The 21258-nt window shown below is 67.9% G+C and carries 17 protein-coding genes, 1 tRNA gene and 2 pseudogenes; 11 read left to right on the top strand and 9 right to left on the bottom strand.

From position 1 onward, the window contains the following. Positions 1 to 350 precede the first annotated feature (350 nt). The 6 genes and pseudogenes from ABT009_RS41180 to ABT009_RS41155 all read right to left on the bottom strand — a co-directional run bounded on the left by ABT009_RS41180 (position 351) and on the right by ABT009_RS41155 (position 4969). Positions 351 to 707 (bottom strand): DoxX family protein, encoded by a 357-nt coding sequence (locus tag ABT009_RS41180; RefSeq protein WP_351306744.1) that lies wholly within the window; start codon positions 705 to 707, stop codon positions 351 to 353. 311 nt (positions 708 to 1018) lie between these two features. Then, a pseudogene (locus ABT009_RS41175) lies at positions 1019 to 1357 on the bottom strand (transposase); the annotation flags it as partial. A gap of 201 nt (positions 1358 to 1558) precedes the next feature. Further along, positions 1559 to 2065, bottom strand: a complete 507-nt coding sequence (locus ABT009_RS41170; protein ID WP_351306742.1) for an NUDIX hydrolase — start codon at positions 2063 to 2065, stop codon at positions 1559 to 1561. Between the two features lie 533 nt (positions 2066 to 2598). Beyond that, positions 2599 to 3504, bottom strand: a complete 906-nt coding sequence (locus ABT009_RS41165) for an SMI1/KNR4 family protein (RefSeq protein ID WP_351306740.1) — start codon at positions 3502 to 3504, stop codon at positions 2599 to 2601. A 253-nt stretch (positions 3505 to 3757) separates the two neighbouring features. Continuing rightward, a pseudogene (locus ABT009_RS41160) lies at positions 3758 to 4362 on the bottom strand (aldo/keto reductase). A 529-nt stretch (positions 4363 to 4891) separates the two neighbouring features. Continuing rightward, a tRNA-Ser gene (locus ABT009_RS41155) sits at positions 4892 to 4969 on the bottom strand. A gap of 18 nt (positions 4970 to 4987) precedes the next feature. Between ABT009_RS41155 and ABT009_RS41150 the strand changes: the two genes are divergently transcribed. Beyond that, a complete protein-coding gene (locus ABT009_RS41150) occupies positions 4988 to 5833 on the top strand; it encodes an alpha/beta fold hydrolase (RefSeq protein ID WP_351306738.1) in 846 nt (281 codons plus the stop codon). A gap of 466 nt (positions 5834 to 6299) precedes the next feature. On the opposite strand, the gene ABT009_RS41145 is transcribed toward ABT009_RS41150, so the two are convergent. Further along, entirely contained in the window at positions 6300 to 7322 is a 1023-nt protein-coding gene (locus tag ABT009_RS41145; protein WP_351306736.1) for a LacI family DNA-binding transcriptional regulator, read from the bottom strand. A 438-nt stretch (positions 7323 to 7760) separates the two neighbouring features. Here ABT009_RS41145 and ABT009_RS41140 point away from each other — a divergent pair, with 438 nt between their 5' ends. From ABT009_RS41140 to ABT009_RS41120, 5 genes are all read left to right on the top strand, one after another. Further along, on the top strand, positions 7761 to 9029 hold the full coding sequence (locus tag ABT009_RS41140) for an ABC transporter substrate-binding protein (protein ID WP_351306734.1): 1269 nt from the start codon (positions 7761 to 7763) through the stop codon (positions 9027 to 9029). 93 nt (positions 9030 to 9122) lie between these two features. Beyond that, on the top strand, positions 9123 to 9995 hold the full coding sequence (locus ABT009_RS41135; RefSeq protein WP_351306732.1) for a carbohydrate ABC transporter permease: 873 nt from the start codon (positions 9123 to 9125) through the stop codon (positions 9993 to 9995). Positions 9996 to 10018: 23 nt separating this feature from the next. After that, entirely contained in the window at positions 10019 to 10969 is a 951-nt protein-coding gene (locus tag ABT009_RS41130; RefSeq protein ID WP_351306730.1) for a carbohydrate ABC transporter permease, read from the top strand. Positions 10970 to 11212: 243 nt separating this feature from the next. Further along, the gene (locus ABT009_RS41125) at positions 11213 to 12070 is read left to right on the top strand and encodes a glycoside hydrolase family 43 protein (protein ID WP_351306728.1); all 858 of its coding nucleotides are present in this window, start codon (positions 11213 to 11215) and stop codon (positions 12068 to 12070) included. Positions 12071 to 12252: 182 nt separating this feature from the next. Beyond that, complete coding sequence (locus tag ABT009_RS41120) at positions 12253 to 14733, top strand: carbohydrate binding domain-containing protein (protein ID WP_351306726.1); 2481 nt, start codon at positions 12253 to 12255, stop codon at positions 14731 to 14733. A 551-nt stretch (positions 14734 to 15284) separates the two neighbouring features. Here the strand turns inward: ABT009_RS41120 and ABT009_RS41115 are convergent. Further along, on the bottom strand, positions 15285 to 16106 hold the full coding sequence (locus tag ABT009_RS41115; RefSeq protein ID WP_502990065.1) for a polysaccharide deacetylase family protein: 822 nt from the start codon (positions 16104 to 16106) through the stop codon (positions 15285 to 15287). A 155-nt stretch (positions 16107 to 16261) separates the two neighbouring features. On the opposite strand from ABT009_RS41115, the gene ABT009_RS41110 reads away from it, so the two are divergent. The 4 genes from ABT009_RS41110 (at position 16262) to ABT009_RS41095 (ending at position 18466) form a co-directional block, all read left to right on the top strand. Continuing rightward, positions 16262 to 16711: an SRPBCC family protein gene (locus tag ABT009_RS41110; RefSeq protein WP_351306722.1), complete on the top strand. Its 450-nt coding sequence runs from the start codon at positions 16262 to 16264 to the stop codon at positions 16709 to 16711. 90 nt (positions 16712 to 16801) lie between these two features. Then, positions 16802 to 17386, top strand: coding sequence for a GrpB family protein (locus ABT009_RS41105; RefSeq protein ID WP_351306720.1), 585 nt, complete (start codon positions 16802 to 16804; stop codon positions 17384 to 17386). Between the two features lie 67 nt (positions 17387 to 17453). After that, positions 17454 to 17819 carry a PH domain-containing protein gene (locus ABT009_RS41100; protein ID WP_351306749.1) on the top strand — a complete coding sequence of 122 codons (366 nt, stop codon included), beginning with the start codon at positions 17454 to 17456 and terminating at the stop codon, positions 17817 to 17819. A 104-nt stretch (positions 17820 to 17923) separates the two neighbouring features. Beyond that, the gene (locus ABT009_RS41095) at positions 17924 to 18466 is read left to right on the top strand and encodes a glutathione peroxidase (protein ID WP_351306718.1); all 543 of its coding nucleotides are present in this window, start codon (positions 17924 to 17926) and stop codon (positions 18464 to 18466) included. A 169-nt stretch (positions 18467 to 18635) separates the two neighbouring features. On the opposite strand, the gene ABT009_RS41090 is transcribed toward ABT009_RS41095, so the two are convergent. Then, positions 18636 to 18944 (bottom strand): trypco2 family protein, encoded by a 309-nt coding sequence (locus ABT009_RS41090; protein ID WP_351306717.1) that lies wholly within the window; start codon positions 18942 to 18944, stop codon positions 18636 to 18638. Positions 18945 to 19019: 75 nt separating this feature from the next. On the opposite strand from ABT009_RS41090, the gene ABT009_RS41085 reads away from it, so the two are divergent. Beyond that, positions 19020 to 21116, top strand: a complete 2097-nt coding sequence (locus tag ABT009_RS41085; protein WP_351306715.1) for a trypsin-like peptidase domain-containing protein — start codon at positions 19020 to 19022, stop codon at positions 21114 to 21116. The last annotated feature ends 142 nt before the right edge of the window (positions 21117 to 21258 follow it).

Raw genomic sequence — 21258 nt, 5'->3', positions numbered from 1 at the left:
CCCACAGCCTGACATCAGCAAGGTCCCCACCCATGACCACACCAACGACTGAGCTGGCCAGCAGTCACGGCAAGCACCGTTGCAGTACTAGGGCGCGTATCGGGTTGTGATCAATCTGCGGGATTCCCCTTCGCGGCGGGGACTGAACCGGTGCATCATTTTGCGTGACGAGAGTGCAACTGACAGCCGTGGACTCGGAGTTGATCGAGTCGTACCTGCCGATCGGCGAGTTCGGCCCGTGCCCCCGCACGGCTCCGACAGCACTTCGAGGGCGTGATCTGGCGGGTCAGCGAGGCAGGGAGGACGGCGACGGCCGCCGTGGTGACGGGCGCGGTTCTGGGCCCCGCGGGCTACCAGGGGCCGTGGTAGACCAGGCCCAGAGCCAGGGCGGCCGCCGCGGTGGAGAGGAACACGATCCCGCCTACGATGTTGCGGGAGCCCACCCGCAGGTGGGCGATGATTGCGCCGATGAAGTACAGCACGAGGCCGGAGGCGGCGAGGGTTCCCAGGAGCGGCACGGCGAGCCCGGCCAGCAGCCCCACGGTGCCCGCTGCCAGCAGCATGCCCAGCACCGGTACCCACTTCCGGGGCACGCCCTTCATGTCCGCCTGGGTCTTGGGGTATTCGTGGCCGATCAGGTAGGTGACAGCGGCGGCACCGTTGAAGACCGCACCGAGGATGGTGACCGTGACGTAGGCGGCGAACACGATTTCTCCGCTTCTGTGGGGAATGGTATTGCTGGGCACTCCGTCGTGGGATGCCGTTCTCCTGGATGACGAGCCAGCGACTCGATTTGTGACATCGGTCGGCAGCCGGGCGTGCCAGTGGTCTCGAACGCCTGTTAACCGTTGAGCAACACCGCGCGATGGTGCTGTCGGGGGGCTGGGATGCTTCCTGTGCGCTGATGATCGTCCCGGGTCGCCCGGCACGACCCCAGGGCGGGCAACCGGCCGTACGCGCTACTCCTAGAGCGCGAATGGTGTTGTGAAAGGTCTTTGATCCAGATCATCGAGGCGCGCAGGTGCATGCCGGCAGCGTCGTGGTGAGCGCGCGCGGTGGTGGAGTCGACTCTGACCAGGGACAGGTCCACCCCGCCCCGCTTCGCGGCCTCCGTGATCAGGCCCTCCAGCAGAGCCTCGAACACGCCTGCGTCCCGCCACTGCCTGAAGCGGTTGTGCACGGTCGACCAGGCGCCGAACTCCTGTGGCATCTCCCGCCACTGCCCGCCCGTCTTGAAGCGCCAGATCACGCCCTCGAACTGCTGCCGAAGCCGCTCGGGGTACGGGCCGTACTCGCCGATCGGAAGGCAGGGGTCGCTGAACTCCCACTCGGCATCCGACAGTTGCACTCGCGTCACGTGAGACGACCTACAGGATCAGACCCCACCACAAGGGCGAATCCGCAGATTGATCAGGACTCGATACGCGCCCTAACGGGCAGGCTCACAAACCTGCCCGATCCGCGGGCCAGCGTAAGGAACCATGATCACTCGCGCCAAAGCAGCTCCAGCCCAAAGCCGCTCCACCGACCGCGTGTGCGCCGAGCAGGCTCAGTGCCCTCAGTGATGCCAGGGCAGCTGAACCGGCGCACGAGGGACGCGCCCGGCAACGAGCTCGACCGCCAACTCTGCAAGGCCGAAGGGATAGACGGCCTCGCGGGTGTCAGCCAGCTCATCCAGCGTCCACCAGCGGTGCCCCGCCTGGTATCTGCGCTCATGCGCTTCCTGCCCGCTGACATCGACCCGGTGAGCCGTGACCCGAAGGTGAAAGAACGTGTCACAGAAGATCCCCTCTGCCCATCCGAGGTCCGCATACCCGGAGGTCTCTGCGACCTGCGGACCGAGTGCCTCGGGCTTGACGGACAGCCCCGTCTCCTCGCGCAGTTCCCGGGCCGCCGCTTCAGCCAGAGTCTCGCCGTCCTCTACGCCCCCACCGGGAGTGAACCAGCAATAGCCGCTCCCTGGCTCATCCGGATCGACAGGCCACTTCAGCAGCAGAACCCGGTTCGCCTCGTCGACCAGAACCACACGGGCGGAGCGACGGCGATAAGTCTCTTGATCGGACACCCCCGCAGGCTAGCCACGAAAGACGCGACGCGCCGCTGGATTCTTCAGCAGTGCAGAACCTGTCAGCGGACCGTGAAACGCCCACCACCCGGGGGAGTGGCGGATGCGGGAGAAGGCCACGTGTGCCCCCTACGTGCCCGATCGGACGGCCACACGCGGGGAACAGCGGGGAACATCGGCGAGCCTCCCGAGAACGCGCAGGTCAGCTTCTTGCCTGGTCAGGCCAGATCCGGTTACGCGATCTTCCAAACTGGTGCTCCAGGATCCGAGCGCGGCGGCGTTTGACTGGGGTCATTGAAAGTCCCGGCCAAAGTCGCTACGCCGACCGCTCTGTACAGTGCGCGGCGAGGAGACGCCATGAACTGGCTGGCCGAGTCCAGCTTGGTGCCTGCCAGCACGACGGTCAGCGGGAACCTCAGCAGGGCCCGCGCGCTGCCAGTGGTGGTATTGCCGACCGACAGCCGCCACTTGTCGTCGTAGTTCGACGCCCCCACCCGCCCATCACAGCAAGACCCTCCTCCGTCACCGGCCGTTCAGGCAGGCTCGAAGAACGGCTCGGGCACCGTCTGGGCCACAGAGTAGGGCCGGAATCCGGGATCGGTGAGGATCCGGTACAGGAACTCCGTGGCGGTCATCTCGTAACGGTCCCAGTCCTCGGCATCCTCCATCTTGACGAGGACCGGCCATACGTCCACCGGGCCGTCCGTGACCTGCCAGAAGAACATGTCGGCGGCACGCGAGTCTCCCCATGGGATCAGGCCCCCCGTCGTCCCGGGCACGTGGATCGGGTACGGCGCGAACGGGCCGTCCGAAGGGTCGTCGTCCTCCAGCAGAACGCGCCACATCCTCAGCAGATCCCCCACGCGGGTCTCGTCTGCGCACAGCACCGACACCGCCTGCGAGAACTCGCCGACGCCGAAGGCCTGGCACAGCTGCTTGTAGTCGCTGGGCAGTTCGGTTCCCAGTTCCGCTTCGATCTCGGCCCAGGGCTGCGCGGCGTCCCGCGCGTCCCGACCTGTGGCACGGAGAAGAGAGTCCACCCAGGAAGCTCCCTCCGGCGGTGCATCTGACGATGGTGCAGCCCGCTCCGCCACGAGCACCACCAGCTGTTCGCCGTCACCGGCACGGACCGCACCGCAGCCGATCCACCGACTGCCGGACGCCCACCCGCGCATCTCGACCAGTTCCCCAGCGAAGGGAGCAAGGAGCGGCAGCCCGGTCCGCTCGGTCACCGTCGGATCGACGTAGCTGCCCATGGCGAGGTTGCGCGGCCGCCCGTACCAACGGCCGAACTCCTTGAGGAGAGTGGATAGGTTGAGTGCGTCGGAAGCCTCCAGGCACACATGCCCCGCTGGATGCCCAGACTGGCTGCACACCAACTCCTGCCCGCCCGGCCGGACCAAGGAGGTAACGGCCGCGAGCAGCTCCTGTTCGTCCATGGCCAGAGAGTGAAACACATGCCACAGACAACGAGCCCGGACCGCGACCCAGCTGACATCCACGAGGACGAACGACGCCGGACACAAACGTCCTTTCTCGGAGTCGAGAAGGCTCGCCAGAGCCCGCTGAGCACGGCCGGGCCACAAATGACGGCATAGGCCCACTCCCGTTCCGACGAGGGAGTAGGCCTATGCCGTGTGCGGGTTGCTTGCCCGTATCGGCCGGCGAGGCTCCGGTGGGCGGGTGCGGGTGTCAGAGACCTCGTCCGCCGATGGCGCCTTCGGGTGCGATCTCGTCGATGCGGGCGAGGTCGTCGGCGGTCAACTTGAGGTCGGCGGCGGCGATGTTCTGTGCGACACGCTCGGGGTTGCGCGATCCCGGGATCGGGACGATGTAGTCCTTCTTCGCCAGCAGCCACGCCAGGGCGAGCTGCGACAGGGTGACGCCCTTGCTCTCCGCGATCTTGGTGAGCGCGCCGACGATGGAGAGGTTCTGGTCGAGGTTCTCCGGGCTCCACCAGGGAATGTTCTGGCGGAAGTCGTGGGCGTCGTAGTGTTCGCGGGACTTGACGGCGCCGCTGAGGAAGCCGCGGGCGAGCGGGAGTAGGCGACGAACCCGATGCCGAGTTCCTCCAGTACCGGGAAGAGCGGCTCGGAGTGGTGGGTGAAGACCGAGTACTCGTCCTGCAGGACCGAGATCGGGTGCACCGCGTGGGCGCGGCGGATGGAGTCGGCGTCGGTGTTGGACAGGCCGAGGTACTTGACCTGGCCGGCGTCGACGAACTCCTTCATCACGCCCACCACGTCCTCGATCGGGACGCTGGGGTCGGGGCCGTGCTGGTAGAGCACGTCGGTCATGTCGACGTTCAGATTGCGGAGGCTGTTCTCGACGACGGCCGGGGCGGGGGAAGCCGTCTTCTTCCGGGTCGGGGCCAACCGGCCGGAACAGGGGCGTCGATACAGCCTTGGCCGGGTGCGAGCAAACCGGGAGTTCCGATGGGAGCCTCGCTGGTCGTGGACTCAGCTGCGGGAACTCCCGGCAGATCTGCGCTATGTCGGCGCACGCGAGACGACGTTCCGCGAAAGTTTGTGGCTCCCAACCGGTGTCCTGGTGATCGAGTGCGAATCGTCCGAGGGACCTGTACGGCTATGGGTCCGCGTAGAGCAGGCGGCGCACGTTGTGGAGATGATCCGCCGCGCAGGAACAGCGAACTAATCGAAGCCTTGGCCAAGGTAGGGCCGGGAGTTGCGCCCGGCAGTGTGGGAAGGCCATGCCCCTCGCGTGCCCGACCGACCGGGGGCCACGGGGAAGAGCGGTGAGTCATGGTCGAGCTAAAGACGGGAGAGCCTCCGATCAATATTGCTGGTCAGAGGCTCTCAACCACTGTGGTGCGTGTGGGATTTGAACCCACGGCGACTTGCGCCACGACGGTTTTCAAGATCGTCGACTTATGGGCGCTCGACTTGCTTCAGACTTGCGGGCGTGGATGAGACGGCGCTGACCGAAGATGGGGTCCGGCTGTGGGCAACCCGAGGTGGCGAGGGCACTCCCGTGGTCTTCTGCCACGGCGGACCCGGCATCTGGGACTTCTTGGACGACTTGGCCGAGCTATTGGCAGACCGTGCCACCGTGCACCGCTGGGACCAACGGGGATGCGGGCGGTCGCAACGGCGCGGGCCGTACTCGGTCGCCCAGTCCGTGGCCGACCTGGACGCCGTCCGCCGCCACTTCGGGCTGGACCGGATGGCGCTACTGGGCCACTCGTATGGCACTCAGTTGGCACTGCAGTACGCGCTGGACCATCCCGAGCGCGTGAGCAAGCTGGTCTACGTCTCCGGCACCGGAATCGACAACCGTGACACCTGGCGGCCGACCTACCAGCAGAACCTGCGCGCCAACCTCGGGAAACACCTGGAACGCTGGGAAACGCTGGACAGCCGGAAGCGCACCGAAGCAGAAGACCGGGAACTCTGCGTGCTGCAGTGGTCCGCGGACTACAGCGGCCGGGAGCAGGCGCTGGAACGGGCCGAAGCTGCGGCCACACCCTGGTTCGGCGTGAACTTCGAGTGCAGCGCGACTATCAACGCCGAAGTCAACCGCACCTCGGGAACACCGGAGCTGCGGGCGGCATGCGAAAAGTTGGACGTACCCGTGCTGATCGTTCACGGAGCCGATGACATCCGCCCGAACTGGGCGCTTGACTCACTGGAACAGGCCCTGCCCCGGGTCTCGCGGAAGACGCTCAACGGCGCAGGGCACCTTCCTTGGGTGGAAGACCCGAACGGCTTCCGGACCGTGGCCGGCGACTTCCTCGTCGACCGCAGGTAGCTGTCGGATACAGCAGCGAAGTACTGCAACCATCGCGACCGCCGGTGCCGAGGTTGGCCCTCGCCCCACCTCGCTCGTAAAAGGTGTCGCAGGTTCGAATCCTGCCGGGGGCACACGATGCGGGGGCACACGATGAAGGGGCACCTACCGGTCTGGGTGGGTGCCCTTGGCATCCAGCCCTGACATCAACACCACGAGCCACGAGCCAGGGGTCACGGGAATGCCTCCGTGAGCTGTCCGCCACTGCTCGTTCCGTCGGGCGCGCCGTCAGCGCACGGGCTGGATTCGGAGCGGAGGTTTCAACGCTGCACGACCTCGCCTGACACTGCATCTGGCCTGCCCCGCGTCGGCCTCGCCTGCGCGTTGTAGGTGAACAGCGACCCGTTGAGCTTCGTCGCGTGGGTTCCGAAGGCCTGCAAATTGCGCCCCGTGGTGTACCGGAAGAGCTGGTGCGACATCGCGTGGGTCACGCCGGACCGCCGCCGGGTGGCGGGGCGGTCGAGTTGCGTACCACGAGGTTGGTACCGACCTCCATGTGCTCCATGAGCAACTTCTGTCCTTCGATGACGGACAGCAGCGCACGCGCTGCCTTCTGGCCCATGTCGTGCAGCGGCTGACGCACGGTGGTCAGGCCGGGAAAGCTCTGCGCCGCTTGCGGGAGGTCGTCGAAGCCGACGACCGAGAAGTCGGTGGGCACGTTGAGGCCGCGCGCCCGTGCGGCGTCGATGGCGCCGAGCGCCATCAGATCGGCACCGGCGACGATCGCCGACGGATGGTGATCGTCGATCAGGCAAGCGGCGGCGCGGAAGCCGCTCGCATAGGAGAAGTCGCACGAGGCGACGAGCCGTTCGTCGACGTCCAGCCCGGCGAGCCGCATCGCGTCCTGGAAGCCCTGGAAGCGGATGGAGGTGCTTTCGAGGTCCTCCTCGCCGCGGAGGTAGGCGATCCGGCTGTGCCCCAGGTCGATCAGGTGCTGCGTGCCGAGGCGCATCCCGTGGTAGTTGTCGGCGCTCAGACGGGGCAGCGGTACGTCCAGGCGCCGAGGATCGATGATGACGCAGGGCAGATTCTGCCGGCGCAGCAACTCGACCGTCTCGTCCTCCAGGACAGGCGCGATCATGAGCACACCGTCGACGAGGCCACGCGCCAGGAACTCGATCCGGTCCTTCTCCCGCGCCGCGTCGTGGTACGTGGCGTTGACGAGCAGCTCCTGCTCGGCACTGGCCAGCTCGTCAGCAACGCCGCGCAGGATTTCCAGTCCGTACTGGCTGGTCAGATCCAGGGCGATGAGGCCGACGAGCCCGGTACGGCCAGCCTTGAGATTGCGGGCCGAGACGTTCGGCCGGTATCCGAGTCGCCCGGCCACCTCCATGACGCGGCGTCGGGTCTCCTCGGAGGCCCCCGGCTTGCCGTTCATGACATTGGACACGGTCATCGCGGAGACGCCGGCCTCCTCGGCCACCTGCGCGATGGTCACACGCCCTGCCACGCCAACTCCTTCTGCCTGCCGACTTCGGTCGAACCGAATCCGCTCATCTAATCCCCGGGCGAGGTGCCGCCTTGTCGAAGGCGCGCCCTGCCGGGCGAAGCCCGGCACGCGAAGACCTTGGGCGGCTCTTGCCCCGCCCCACGACACACTGAGGAAACTGTAACGATAAGGCAGAAGAGACGTCAACGAAACAGAGCGTACGCAAGGGGGGCACGGCAACCTCAGTCGAGTGAGCCGAGCACGGAAAGTTACGTATAGATGTCCTCTAAGTTTTGCGTTACAGTCCCCGCCATCGGCACGTAACGTTCGCCGCAACTCGGGTCTAACCGGTCCCTTTCCACGCGTGTCAGCGCTGTGCCCCCACGGAAACAGGCTGACCGGTCAAAAACCCTTCAGACATGACAAGTCGGTCCGTACCGACGATGGGTGAGGTGTGCAATGAAGCGCTCTGGGAGACGTCTCGCGGTCGCCACCACGGTCGCCGCCATGGCGATATCGCTGGCCGCGTGCGGAGGGGGGTCGTCCGGTGCCTCCAGCGACGGCACGGTGACCATCCACGTGGAGGCCTGGAAGGGCGGCGGCGCGGAGCCGGCGAACGTCGCGGAGATCAACAAGGCGTTCGAGAAGGCCCACCCCAACATCAAGGTCGACTTCGAGTACATCACCGCGAACGACACCTACACGCAGAAGCTCCAGCCCGAGCTGCTCGGCGGCAAGGCCGGCGACGTGATCATGGTCGACACGGACAAGATGAAGAAGTGGGGCGCCTCCGGCTACCTCGCCGACCTGTCCGGGGAGTCGTGGGCGAGCCGTATAGCCCCTGACGCCAAGCCCTTCGCGCAGGTGGACGGCAAGACGCTCGCCATGCCGATGGAGCTGATCGGCATCGGCCTGTACGCCAACATGGACCTGCTGAAGAAGGCCGGCATCACTGAAGTCCCCGCCGACTGGCCGACGTTCCTCAAGGACCTCGCCAAGGTCAAGAAGGCCGGCATCAACCCCATCGCGCTGCCCGACAAGTCCGGCTGGACCGGCAGCTCCGTCTTCCAGGCCAGCGGATCGACCCTGGTCTACCAGAAGAACAAGCAGTGGGACTCCGACTTCCTGGACGGCAAGGCGTCCTTCGACCCGGACTGGAAGGCGCCGCTGCAGCAGTTGAAGACCCTTGAGGACAAGGGGTACGTCAACTGGAAGAACGAGCTCGGCGTCGACGAGTGGGCGCAGGGCCCGCAGGACTTCAGCGCCGGCAAGAGCGCCTTCTGGTACCAGGGCGCATGGCAGGTCTCCAACGTCAAGAAGGCCGGCTTCCCGGTCTCCTTCGCGCCCTGGCCGGGCGGCGCAGCGGGCACCAAGCCCAACGGGATGCTCTTCTCCGGCACGATGTGGGCCGTCAACTCCCAGTCCCAGCAGGCGGATGCGGCGCGCGAGTACGTCAAGTTCTGGTCGCAGAGCGCGAACCTGGCCAAGTACCTGGAGGCCGAGCACGCGGTCTCGCCGTTCACCGGCGGCACGACGCCGGAGGCCACCGAGACGACGCCGTTCACCACGGCCTTCAAGGAAGGCCGTTACCGGATCCTCCCGTCCAACACCTGGCTCGGCTCGGCGGCCGAGACCGCGAGCGGCTCCAAGGTCCAGGCGTACCTGCTGGGCAAGGCGTCCGCCGCGCAGACCCTGAAGGACATCCAGACCGCGGCGTCCGCCAAGTAACCCGGCCACCCCCTGGTCAGCCGTGGTGAGGGGCGTAGTCGGCGGCTCCTGACCGCCCCCGCCACGGCCCACCCGGGCAAGAGGAGGATCCCCGTGTTCCACCGACGGCGTGCCACCATGGCCGCCTTCCTGCTTCCGGCGATCGTCGTGTACGGCGTGTTCATGCTGTATCCGCTGGCCCGCGGCATCTATCTGAGCATGACCGACAGCCTCGGCGGCCCGCTCGCGAACTTCGTCGGCACCCGGCAGTACCGTGCCATGGCCGACGACCCTGGCGTCACCGCGGCCTTGTGGCACACCGTGCTGTACGCCGCCGTGGTCGTGGTCGTGCAGAACGGCCTCGGGCTGCTCTTCGCGAGCATGCTGTTCCGCCGCCCCAGGGTCCGCAAGGTGCTCAACGTCGTGCTGCTGACGCCGACGCTGATCTCACCGGTGATGGCCGCCTTCATCTGGTCGTACCTGTTCGCCCCGAGCGGTGGCATCAACGCGCTCCTCGACCTGGTCGGCCTCCACAGCCTCAACCACGTGTGGCTCGGCGACACCTCCACCGCCCTGTACGCGGTGGCCGCCGTCAACATCTGGATGTTCACCGGCTACTCCTGCGCGATCTTCCTCGCCAGCTACATGAACCTGCCGGCCGAACTGCTGGAGGCGGCCTCGCTCGACGGAGCGAGCGGCTGGCGGCGCTTCCGCAGTGTGGAGTGGCCGCTGCTCGCTCCCGCGCTCACCGTCAACGTGACCCTCAGCCTCATCGGCTCGCTGAAGGTCTTCGAGTTCCCCCTCGTCCTGACCAACGGCGGCCCGGCCGGCGCCACGGACACGCTGACCCTGCTGGTGTACCGCAACGTCTTCGGCGGCGGGAAGTTCGCCTACGGAGTCGCGCTGTCGGTCGTCCTCCTCGTGACCGTGGTCGTCCTCTCCAGCGCCACCTCCTCTCTGCTCCGGCTCCGCGAGCGACGAATCTGACGGGAAGCTGACGGATCGCCACCATGACTTCAGACATCACTTCGCCGGACGTCTCCTCGCCGGTGACCGGGACCCGGCCCGGGCACGCCCGGAAGACCGAGAACCGGCCACCCACCCGCACCCGTACGACGTCCGGGACGTCGCGCCCCACGCTGCGCCGCCTCACCGGCGGCCTCGGCACCGTACTGCTGTGCCTGGGCACGCTGCTGTTCGTCCTGCCGTTCCTCTTCACGGTCGTCACCTCGCTGCGCACCGCGGCGGACGTGGCCCGCTCCCCCCTGGGCATCCCGCACTCGCTGACCCTGAAGAACTTCTCCGACGCCTTCAGCCAGATCCACTACGGGCCCAGCACCCTCAACACCCTGATCATCACCGGGCTGTCGTGCGTGGCCATCACCGTGATCGGCTCGCTCGCCGCCTATCCGCTGGCCCGGATCACCCAGCACTGGTCCACGGCCGTGTACCGGCTGTTCATCCTGGGCACGTCCGTCCCCGTGTTCGTCGTGGTGGCGCCGCTGTACCTGCTGATGCGCGACCTGAACCTGCTGGACACCTACGCGGGCCTGGTGTTCATCTACACGGCCCTGAACCTCCCGGTCGCCGTGTTCTTCTACACCAGCTTCATCCGCTCGATCCCGGTCGACCTGGAGGAGGCGGCCGCGATTGACGGCTGCGGCGCCCTGCGCACGTTCTTCACGATCATCCTGCCGCTGCTGCGACCGGTCACCAGCACGCTGCTGACCTTCATCTCCCTGCAGATCTGGAACGACCTCCTGGTTCCGCTGGTGTTCCTGCAGGACCCCGGCAAGCGGACCGTCATGGTGAACGCGTACGCCTTCATCGACCCGCACACCGTGCAGCCGACCACCCTGTTCCCGGCCGCCCTGCTCGGTGTCCTGCCGCTGCTGGCCATCTTCGTCTTCTTCCAGCGCCAGGTGGTCGCCGGCATGTCCGCCGGGGCGGTCAAGTCATGAACGCGGGCACGGCCGACGGTGCCACCTGCCCCGCCCTCACGGACGGTGCCGCGGCGTTCTCGAAACCCGGGCCCTCAACCGCCCGTCCGATCGCACCCGTTCCCTCGGTCGTCCACGCACTCGCCTGTTGATTCGCGTGCACTCGGCGCGCAAGCGCGTCCGCTCGGCCTCCAAGGCACACGACGACCTCACCGTCCAGGGGGGCGCCCTCCGCCCCGACCTCCCGGAAGGACCATCCCACTGATGTACGTGGTCTCCTACTTCACCAACGCCGACGAGGCGCTACACCTGGCCTACAGCCACGACGGCGAGGACTTCGCGACGATGAACGGCGGTCGGCCCGTCCTGCGGGGCACGGTCGGCACCGGCAGACTGCGGGATCCGTTCATCGGGGTGGGCACCGACGGTCTGTTCCATCTGCTGGCCACCGACGGCTGGACGAGCCCCTGCATCGTCCACGCCACCTCGGCCGACCTTCTCACTTGGTCGGATCAGGAACTCGTCCCGGTCATGGCCGGCGTGGAGGGAGCCCACAACGCCTGGGCCCCGGAGTTCTTCCTGGACCGCAGGACCGGGCTGTACCACCTCATCTGGTCGTCGGTCGTCGACTCCGGGAGCACGGCCGAGGGCCGCGACTTCGAACACGTCAGCCAGAACCACCGCATCTGGCACTGCACCACCGAGGACTTCAGAACGTTCTCGGCCCCCGGTCTTTTCTTCGACCCCGGTCACTCGGTCATCGACGCCACCGTGCAGGAGCTGGACGGCGGCGGATTCCTCATGGCCTTCAAGGACGAACGCGGCACCAATGACCTCGCCACCGCTCACAAAGACATCCACCTGACCACTTTCGACACCCCTGGAGGTCCGTACACCTCCCCCAGAGGACCGGTCACTCCCTCAATCGTGGAAGGACCGTCGATCTTCCGCCGCGGAGACGGATGGATCATGATCTTCGACCATTTCCTCGAAGGGAGGTACGGAGCGGTCCGCAGCAAGGACGGCGTGGACTGGGAGCCCGTCTCCCTGGACCTGCCGCCGGATATGCGACACGCCTCCGTCCTCGAGACGTCCCTCCTGACATCCCTCCCACCTCGGTGAAGCAGCCGCTCGCCAAGGCGGCTCAGGCCCTGCCTCTCATGAGCCGCCCGCATGGGCGAGCACCGCGATGGCCCCGCCACCGATTCCGGGCGTATCCGCTTCGGCCGGCCCGCCCGGTGCAGGAAGATCCGCGTCGCAATTCGCTACGCGGAGGACACATTCACCCAGCAAGGAGCGTCGCAATGAAGCGTCGCAGATCGGACCGTCCGGTACGCCGGGCGTCCCGCGTCCTCACCCTGCTCGCCACACTGGCGGGCGCCCTCGTTCTGCCTGCCCACGCCGCCATGGCCGCGGGCACCACCTACTACGTGGACTGCTCGGCCTCGGCCAACGGCAACGGCACGCAGTCCAGCCCCTGGAACTCCGTCAGCAGCGTCAACAACACCACCTTCGGCCCCGGCGACAACGTTCTCTTCGCCGCAGGCAGCACCTGTACCGGTCAGCTCACCCCCGGTGGCTCGGGCGCCTCCGGCAGCCCCATCACCGTGGGCTCGTACGGCAGCGGCGCCAAGCCGGTGATCGACGCGAACGGCGCCACCGGCCCGGTCATCCACCTGCTCAACCAGCAGTACTGGGAGATCGGCAACCTGGAGCTGACCAACGCGGCCTCCTCGCCCGCCTACCGCTCCGGCGTCCTGGCCGAGAACAGCTCCGGCGGCGTCCTGCACCACATCCGGGTGCACGACATGAACATCCACCACATCAGTGGCTGGCCCGGCGGCTGGTACTCCACCAACGCGGGTGTCGGCGTCCAGACCGACCACACCACGCCGGTCTCCACCTGGGACGACGTCGTGGTCGAGAACAACACCTTCGACCACGTCGACCGCATCGCCGTCGCGGTCACCCCGGACGGGGACGGCCAGGGCACCGGCCTGACCACGGGCACGGTCATCCGCGGCAACACCATGACCTACGACGGTGCCGACGACATCCTCGTCGTCAAGAACGACGGCGCCCTCATCGACGGCAACAAGGCCGGCTACGGCGGCGCGAAGAACCAGTGCCCGCCCTCCGGCCAGTACTGCAACGGAGCCTCCGCCGGCATCTGGATGTCCGGCAGCTCGAACACCGTGGTCCAGAACAACGAGGTCTACTGCCACGTCAACGGCGCCGACGGCACCGGCTACGACGTCGACTGGGGCAACCACAACACCACGTTCCAGTACAACTACAGCCACCAGAACCTCGGCGGCTTCATGCTCGTGATGCCGCCCTTCTCGATCGCCAACGAGCCCACCTCGACCGTCCCCAGCGACGGCACGGTGATCCGCTACAACATCAGCGAGAACGACGGGACCAACGCCGGCTGCCCCACCTCCGGCACCCCGACCCACGGCACCGGCGTCTTCCACTTCGTGGGGAACATACCTAACAAGAGCGGCAGTTCGGGCGCCGTCCCGCTCATCTACAACAACACCATCTACGTCAACAAGAGCGGCCTGAACACCCCGATCCTGTACTCGCGCCGGGGCGGGAGCGTCACGGGCACCCTCTCCTTCCGCAACAACGCGGTGTTCAACTACGGCACCGGCGGCTACTTCACCACCAGCGCCGGATCCGTCTACTCCAACAACCTCTTCTACGGCACCCACCCGTCCTCCGAGCCGGCCGACTCGGCGAAGGTCGTCACCGATCCCGAGTTCCGCAATCCGGGCAACGCTGACGCCTCCTCCTCGTACACCGGCGTCGACGCCTACCAGGTCCACCCGTCCTCTCCCGTGGTCCGGGCAGGCGCGGTGATCAGCGACAACGGCGGCAAGGACGCCTTCGGCAACACCGTCTCCGCCACGGCCGCGCCCAACATCGGGGCCTACAACGGAACCGGCGGCAACCTCGTCTCCAACGCGGGCTTCGAGAGCGGTTCGATGAGCCCCTGGACAAACAGCGGCGCCGCCCCCTCCGTCACCTCCTCGGGCGCCCGCACCGGCGGCTACGCACTGACGACCCAGGCGAGCGGCAGCGGCGCCAACCAGACCCTGACCGGACTCAACCCGAACACCACCTACCTGCTGACCGGCTGGGCCAAGGTGGCGAACTCCGGTGAGACCCTCGCCATCGGCGTCAAGAACTACGGCGGCGCGGAGACGTTCACCAACGTGTCCACCACGTCGTACTCTCAGGCCGCCGTGCTCTTCACCACTGGCGGCAGCAACACCTCGGGCACGATCTACTGCTGGAAGAACACCGGCGGCACCGGCGCCGGCAACTGCGACGACCTCGCGGTGGAACGTATGTCCACGCCGGCCAACACCCTGACGAACGCGGGCTTCGAAACCGGCTCCCTGAGCCCGTGGAGTCGCAGCGGCAGCGGTACCGCGTCCAACGTGGTCGCTTCGGGCGCCCGCACCGGCACGTACTCCCTGCAGACCGGCGCTGCCAACAGCGGCGTCGAGCAGACCCCCACCGGTCTCGCTTCCAGCGCCACCTACCTGCTGGCCGGCTGGGCCAAGGCCGCCGACGGCAGCGAGCAGGTCTCCGTGGGCGTGAAGAGCTTCGGCGGTACCGAGACCTACCTGCGCACCTCCACGACCGCCTACTCCCAGCAGCCCGTCTTCTTCACCACCGGGAGCACCAACACCTCGGCCACGGCCTACTGCTACAAGAACGCCGGCGCCTCAGCCGGATACTGCGACGACTACACGCTCATCAAGCTCTCCTGAACATCGCCGACCCAACAGGGGAGAGATTTCCATCAGACAGGCGGGCCGGGGCCACCCGGCCCGCCTACCCCACCAACGCCGCGAGCATCGGTCACCGACGGCCCCTGGCCCGCAGCGCCTCGCGGCCGTTACGGGGCCGTGATCGCTCGCGCCAAAGCAGCTCTGGCCAGCTTGCAGCATGCCGGCCATGCCGATGTGATCCGAGAGCTCATCGACGGGCGCGCCGGCCCGGATCACGACGCGGTGGGAGACGAAGCTTGGTGGCGTGAGTACGTCGCTGGGATCCAGGCGGCAGCGGAGTCGTTCACAACGGGCGCCCGCGCGGACAGAGCCTGTCGTCGGCGACCCGCAGGCCAGGCCCCAACTCGCCTCACTTCGCCCTTCTGGGGCGCGGCGAAGCCGGGCCGTAGGATCCCGCGATGCTCAGTCGCGTGCCGCCGGTCGGCTTGTCCTCGTCGCTGTCGTCGCGCTGGTCGCCGGCTGCGGCACCGGAGGCTCGTGGCGATCCGGGGCCGAGTGCCTCCCGCGCCGCCTTGAGGTATCAGGAGTATTCAGAGGTAATCCTCCAGGCGCGCCACAGTGAAGCCCTGTTCTTGGATGCGCCTGAGCAAGGTCAGTGTCATGTCGGTCAGCGTGGTGCCCTTGAGTTCTTTCGTTCCCCGAAAATGGGCGAGAATGATGTCGCCTGGGTGCAGCCTGCCGTCACCACGTTGATAGCGCATGTTCGTGATCTGCATGGTCTCGCGCCAGAGAACGATGGCTTGGATACCGCAGGAATTTGCGGCTGCGCGCGTTCCCTCGTTCCAGTTGCCGTACGGCGGGCGGAAGAATCGCGGGGTCGTACCGTACTCTTCGGCCAGCCTTCGCTGCTGACCGCAGATCTCGTTCGCCTGAGCGGAGTGCGGGAGTGCGGGTAGATTCGGGTGGGTCAGGGTGTGGTTCTGGATGGTGTCACCGAGGGACTGCAGGGGCTTGAAATAGTTGTAGCCGTTCCTGATGGCCGCGTCGGTGAGGAACATGGTGAAGGGGACCTGCAGGTCCCGCATCATCCGGACGAATTCAGGGTCCTTCTCGCCGCCGTCGTCGAAGGTGAGAAAGACCACCTTGTCCTTTACTGGGATATCTCGGATTACCGGTACAGAACCGAGAGGTAGCTTCACGGGTTTGGCCTTGGGCGGGGTGGGCGGCGCAGGCAACGGTTCGAGTCCCCACTTGCGGAAGGCGGCCGCCCTGCGGTTCTGGCCGGCGCCCGGCAAGGGCCTTGGAGAATCGGGTACGGACGAGGTCGAGGCTTCCCGTGTCGCAGTCCGCGGATTCTTCGCCGGGTGGCTCGACTCGCACCCCGACATGACCATGGACGTGAACATGCACATGGTCCCCGCCGAGAGAAGTACCGCCGCTCTGGCTCGCATGAGCGGACCGTATCGGTTCTCGGAACGATTCCTTTCCGACCAAGGGCCCAGACGTGAATCACAATCCCTGAAGGGAGTATTTTTCCTCCTGGCATTCCAACCATTGGAGGTTCGTGATGACGCACGACGGCGGGCTGCGGCTTCATATGCAGCGTGTCCTCCGCGCACCGCGCTCGGTCGTCTTCCAGGCGTTGATCGCGCCGCAGGAACTGGCCAAGTGGTGGGGCCCTGACGGATTCACCATCCCGAGTGTGGAAAGCGACCTTCGGCCCGGAGGTGGCTATCGGATCGCGATGCAGCCTCCGGAAGGCGATCTGTTTTATCTGGTCGGGGAATTCCTTGAGGTCGACCCTCCGGAACGCCTGTCCTACACCTTCCGGTGGGAGGATCCCGACCCCGAGGATCGGGAAACGGTGGTGACGCTGTCCCTTCGCGACATCGACGTTACGGGGACCGAACTGGTCTTGAGTCAGGGCGACTTCGCCACTGAGCGACGCCGAGCTCTTCACGAGGAAGGCTGGACTCAGAGCCTCGACAAGCTGGAGCGGCTGTTGTCGTCGGCTTAGCCCGTCCCCGGCAGGGGTCGGCGGAGACGAAGCGCCATCGAAGCCTGGTCCTCTGCCATCGAAACCTGAGCGGCCCCCGAAACTGGCAGCATGCCCTTTCCCGATGAATCGACTCCAGTCGCCGTGGTGGAGTACCGACCACAGTGGGCGATCGATTTCGAGCAACTGGCCGCGACACTGCGTACCGCCCTCGGGGACCACGCGCACACGATCGACCACGTCGGATCGACCGCGGTGCCGGGTCTGGCGGCCAAGGACTGCGTGGACATCCAGGTCCGCGTGGGCACGATCGACGAGGCCGAGCAGGTCCGCCTGCTCGCCGCCATCGGCTTCCGCTGCCGGCCGGAACCGTGGAACCGTACGGAAGTCTCCGGCGGGCAGGAGTGCCGCAAGCTCGCGTTCGCGCCGCCGATCGGCGAGCGACGCTGCAATGTCCATCTACGTGAGGACGGCGGACCCAACGTCCGTTTCGCCCTCCTGTTCCGTGACTACCTGCGCGCCGACGAAGCTGCCCGCCGGGCTTGGGGAGCATTCAAGAAGCGCCTGGCCCTCAGCGTGCCGGACCTGCTCGACTACGGCCAGATCAAGGCTCCGGCCACGGCCGTACTGATGACGGCAGCCGAACGCTGGGCAGCCGTGACCAGCTGGCAGCCGGCTCCGAGCGGCGATGCCTGAACCGGAGCCGCCCATACCTCGCTTCGGTGTGAGAAAGTCGAGCAACATCGACAACTGGGGGGCTTTCGTGGGTCTGTTCGGGAACGCGCACACCGTCGATTCGGCGGGAGCGCAGCAGGAGTATGCGCGGCTGCTGGGGCAGGGCGAGCAGGTGCAGGCCGCGTACGTGTTGATACGGGACACCATGCTCTTCACCGACCGTCGGCTCATCCTCGTCGACAAGCAGGGGATCACCGGCAAGAAGGTGGAGTACCACTCCATCCCGTACAGGAGCATCACGCACTTCGCGGTGGAGACCGCCGGAACCTTCGATCTCGACGCGGAGCTCAAGATCTGGATCTCCGGAAACCCCACCCCGGTCCAGAAGACCTTCACCAAGGGTGTGGACATCTACGAAGTACAGGCCATTCTCACCCAGTTCGTGGCGAGGTAGCCGGTGGTCGTCCGGCGGCCGGGACGCTCGCCTGACCGGCGCCTGACCGGCGCCTGACCGACGGCGGATCGGCGGGGGATCGGCGGCGGAGTTAGCATCCGGGCATGACTGCTGACAACGCTGTGGAAAACGTCGGAGACGTCGACGGCTCCGGCTCCGTGTACGACGTCGAGATCGGGTCGCTGCAGGGCGGCTCCGCCGATCTCGGGCAGTACCGCGGGAAGGCCGCACTCATCGTGAACGTCGCGTCGAAGTGCGGGCTCACACCCCAGTACGCGGGGCTGGAGCGGCTGCACGAGCAGTACGCCGGTCGCGGGTTCACCGTTCTCGGGGTGCCCTGCAACCAGTTCATGGGCCAGGAGCCGGGGACGTCCGAGGAGATCGCGGAGTTCTGCTCCGCGACGTACGGCGTGACCTTCCCGCTGACCGAGAAGGTCGAGGTCAACGGGGAGGGACGGCACCCGCTCTACGAGCGGCTCGTCGGGTTCGCCGATGCGGAGGGGCACACCGGGGACATCCGCTGGAACTTCGAGAAGTTCCTGGTCTCCGCGGACGGTTCCGTGGTCGCGCGCTTCTCGCCGCGGGCCGAGCCGGAGTCGGCCGAGGTCGTGGCGGCGATCGAGAAGGTGCTTCCCCTCTCCGCCTGACGGGTCTCCTGCACCAGCACCAGCACCATCGAGGACGGATCAGCCACGGGCCGCGGGCTGGGTGGCCCCTGGCCCGTGGCCCGTCTTCGGCTGGCGAGGTACGTCCGGCTTCCTCCGGCCGGAGTACATTCGGATTCCTCCGGCCGAGGTACCCGCAACGCACCAGCGTTCAGTCCCGCCCCACGTCCAGGGTCCGGCCGTCGCCGCGGCGCGGCTGCAGCTCCACGTGGATGCGATGCACCGTGTCACGGGACAGCGCGCCGCCCGCTCCCGCCGTGACCACGCCGATGCGCAGGCCCGCCCGGCCGGACCCCTCTCGTCGTACCTGCACGGCGAACTCGAGGCTGACCCTCTCCACGCTGAAGCGCACCGGGCTGTCGGCGCCTCTGCGCTGGGCCTCCTCCAGTTCCTCCCGCACCTGGCTCATCACGTCGGCGAGACCTGCCACCGCCGCGTCCTCGTCGGTTCCGTGCCCCATTGCACTACCTCCCCGTGCCCCTGCCTCATGCAGCTCAGGAGTCATTGTCCGACGCCACGCCTATCCTGAGGAAGCATGGAGGGGGAATTGGACGAGGGCGCCCGGGGAGTCAACGGCCTTGATGATCAAGGTGGTTGGCGCCTGTCCGCGCCGAGTTTTCATGGTCACAGCAGCTGGCGGGTGCGGCTGCGCCGTGGTGGCGTGTCCGGCAGCGGCGACGTGCTCGGCGCCGGCGTGCTGCTCGGGGCCGACCGGGTGCTCACCTGCGCGCATGTGATCCGCGACCCGGAGACGGGGCAGCGCCCCGGCCGCGTGCAGGTCGACTTCCCCCTGCTGCAGGGCCTGCCGCGGACCGAGCGCCGCACGGCGACCGTGCTGGACGGTCACTGGGTGCCGCCGTTCGGGAAGGCGCAAGGGGATCTCGCGCTGCTCGTGCTGGACGAGCCCGCCCCGGTGCCGTCACCGGTCACCCTGCACCGGACGCTGGACTACCGGGGCGCGCCCGTTCTCATCGACGGTTTCCCGGAGCAGCGGTCGGGCGGGCAGTGGCTCACGGGCGCCTGTATGGGGCCCGGCGGGCACGGGGACGAGCGGGTGCAGATCGATGTGGCCGATCCGCGCGAGCCGGGGCCGCGGTTGACGGGCGGGTTCAGCGGGGCGGGCGTTCTGGAGGAAGGGACCGGACGGCTGCTGGGCATCGTCGTGCAGGCCGATGAGCGCGCGGGATACGCGTACATGATTCCGGCAGCGACCGTCGCCAAGTACTTCCGCGACGTGGGCAGGTCCTACGTCACCGGACCGCCCGCGGTCCCTGCCCGGCACACCGTGTCCCCGGACGCCGCCCGTGACGCCCGGCCCCACGGCCTGCAGCGCACCGTCATGCGCTGGCTGCACGAGGAACCCTGCTGCTGGGACATCGAGGTGCTGTTCCTCCGCGATGACGACGCGCGGGCGCGGGAGGCCCTCCACGTCGTGCTGAACATGGCCGACCGCGAGCAGTCGCCGCAGCTGTCGGTCACGCCGGCGGAGGGGACGGGGCCGCACCAGCTGTCGCGCGGGTCGCCGAAGGGGCCTCCGGACCCGGGCACCGGCGCCCCGCACCTGTCGCAGGCCGGGATCGAACCCCGCGCGGGCAGCATCAGTCTGGTGCTGGACGTGACGGGTGCGTCGCTGGAGCGCGCCGAACCGGAGCAGCCCGCGGTCGGCGAGGCCCTGGCCGCCCTGCGGCACGAGCTGGGGCACTCGCGGCAGCGCGGCGCCCGTCCCGCCGTCGCCGTCCTCGGCGCCGACCTGTCCGCCAGTGAGCCGGTCGCGGCCGTGCGTGCCCTGCGTGAACTGGCGGACCGCGGCGCCCGATTACTGCTGGTGGTACGCGACAGCGACAGCGGCGACGGAGGAGGCGGAGGAGGAGCTGACGGTGTCGGCGGCGGTGGCGGTGGCGGTGGCGGTGGCGGGCAAGGGTTCGCGGACGAGATGGCGTACCGGCTGCTGCCGGAAGACCGTGCCGAGCGCTGGCTGGCGCGGATCGTCGACCGCGTCTCCCTGCTGGCCGCCACCGAAGAGCGCTCCAGGGACGTGTACCGCCGGGTGGAGCGCCACGTCGTCGACCCGCCCCGTCCGACGGCGTACGGGGCACGGGCCCGGGTGTGGACGGTGCAGCTCGCGGGTGAGGCGGGCACGGAGGACCGGCATCCGCCCGCCGCGCCCCGCCCTCCGGCGGCCGGCCGGGAGGCACAGCGGGCGGCCTTCCTGGAGAAGCTCTCGTACGCCGAACAGGCCGTGGAAACGTGTCTGCTGCGCGCCGAACGCGCCGAGCGGGAGCTGCGCGGCGTACTCGACGCGCATCTGCGGCTGCGCGGTCTGCTCGCCGCCCAGCAGGCGCGTCTCGACGCGCAGGGCCTGGCCGAGCACCCCGACGCCGTCGGCGCCTTCGGCAGGGCCCAGCAGTTGCTGATGGGCGGCCCTTGCCCCCTCACCGACGCGGAGCGCGCGGTGGAGGCGTTCGCCAGGGTGGTGCGCCGACTCACGCATGAGGGTCTGCGGGGGGTGGGGCGGGCGGATGCGGGGGGTACGGCGGGAGCGCACGGTTCGGCGGGAGAGGCCGGTTCGGTGGGGACGGCGGGAGCCGCCGGCACGGCGACTGAGTCCCCTCGCGAGGTCGGTGACCAGTGATCCCGTGTCCGCACCCGGGGTGCCCCGGCACGGTCACCCCGTCCGGGTACTGCCGGGTCTCCGGCGAGCGCGTCGACCCCGTGGCCCGGCTTCATTCGTCCGCGGCGGGGGCGGTTCCGGGGCCATCAGCGCCCCTGGAACC

The sequence above is a fragment of the Streptomyces sp. NPDC002896 genome (assembly GCF_040295225.1).
GTDB lineage: Bacteria > Actinomycetota > Actinomycetes > Streptomycetales > Streptomycetaceae > Streptomyces.
This window is presented reverse-complemented; position numbering and strand designations above follow the sequence as displayed.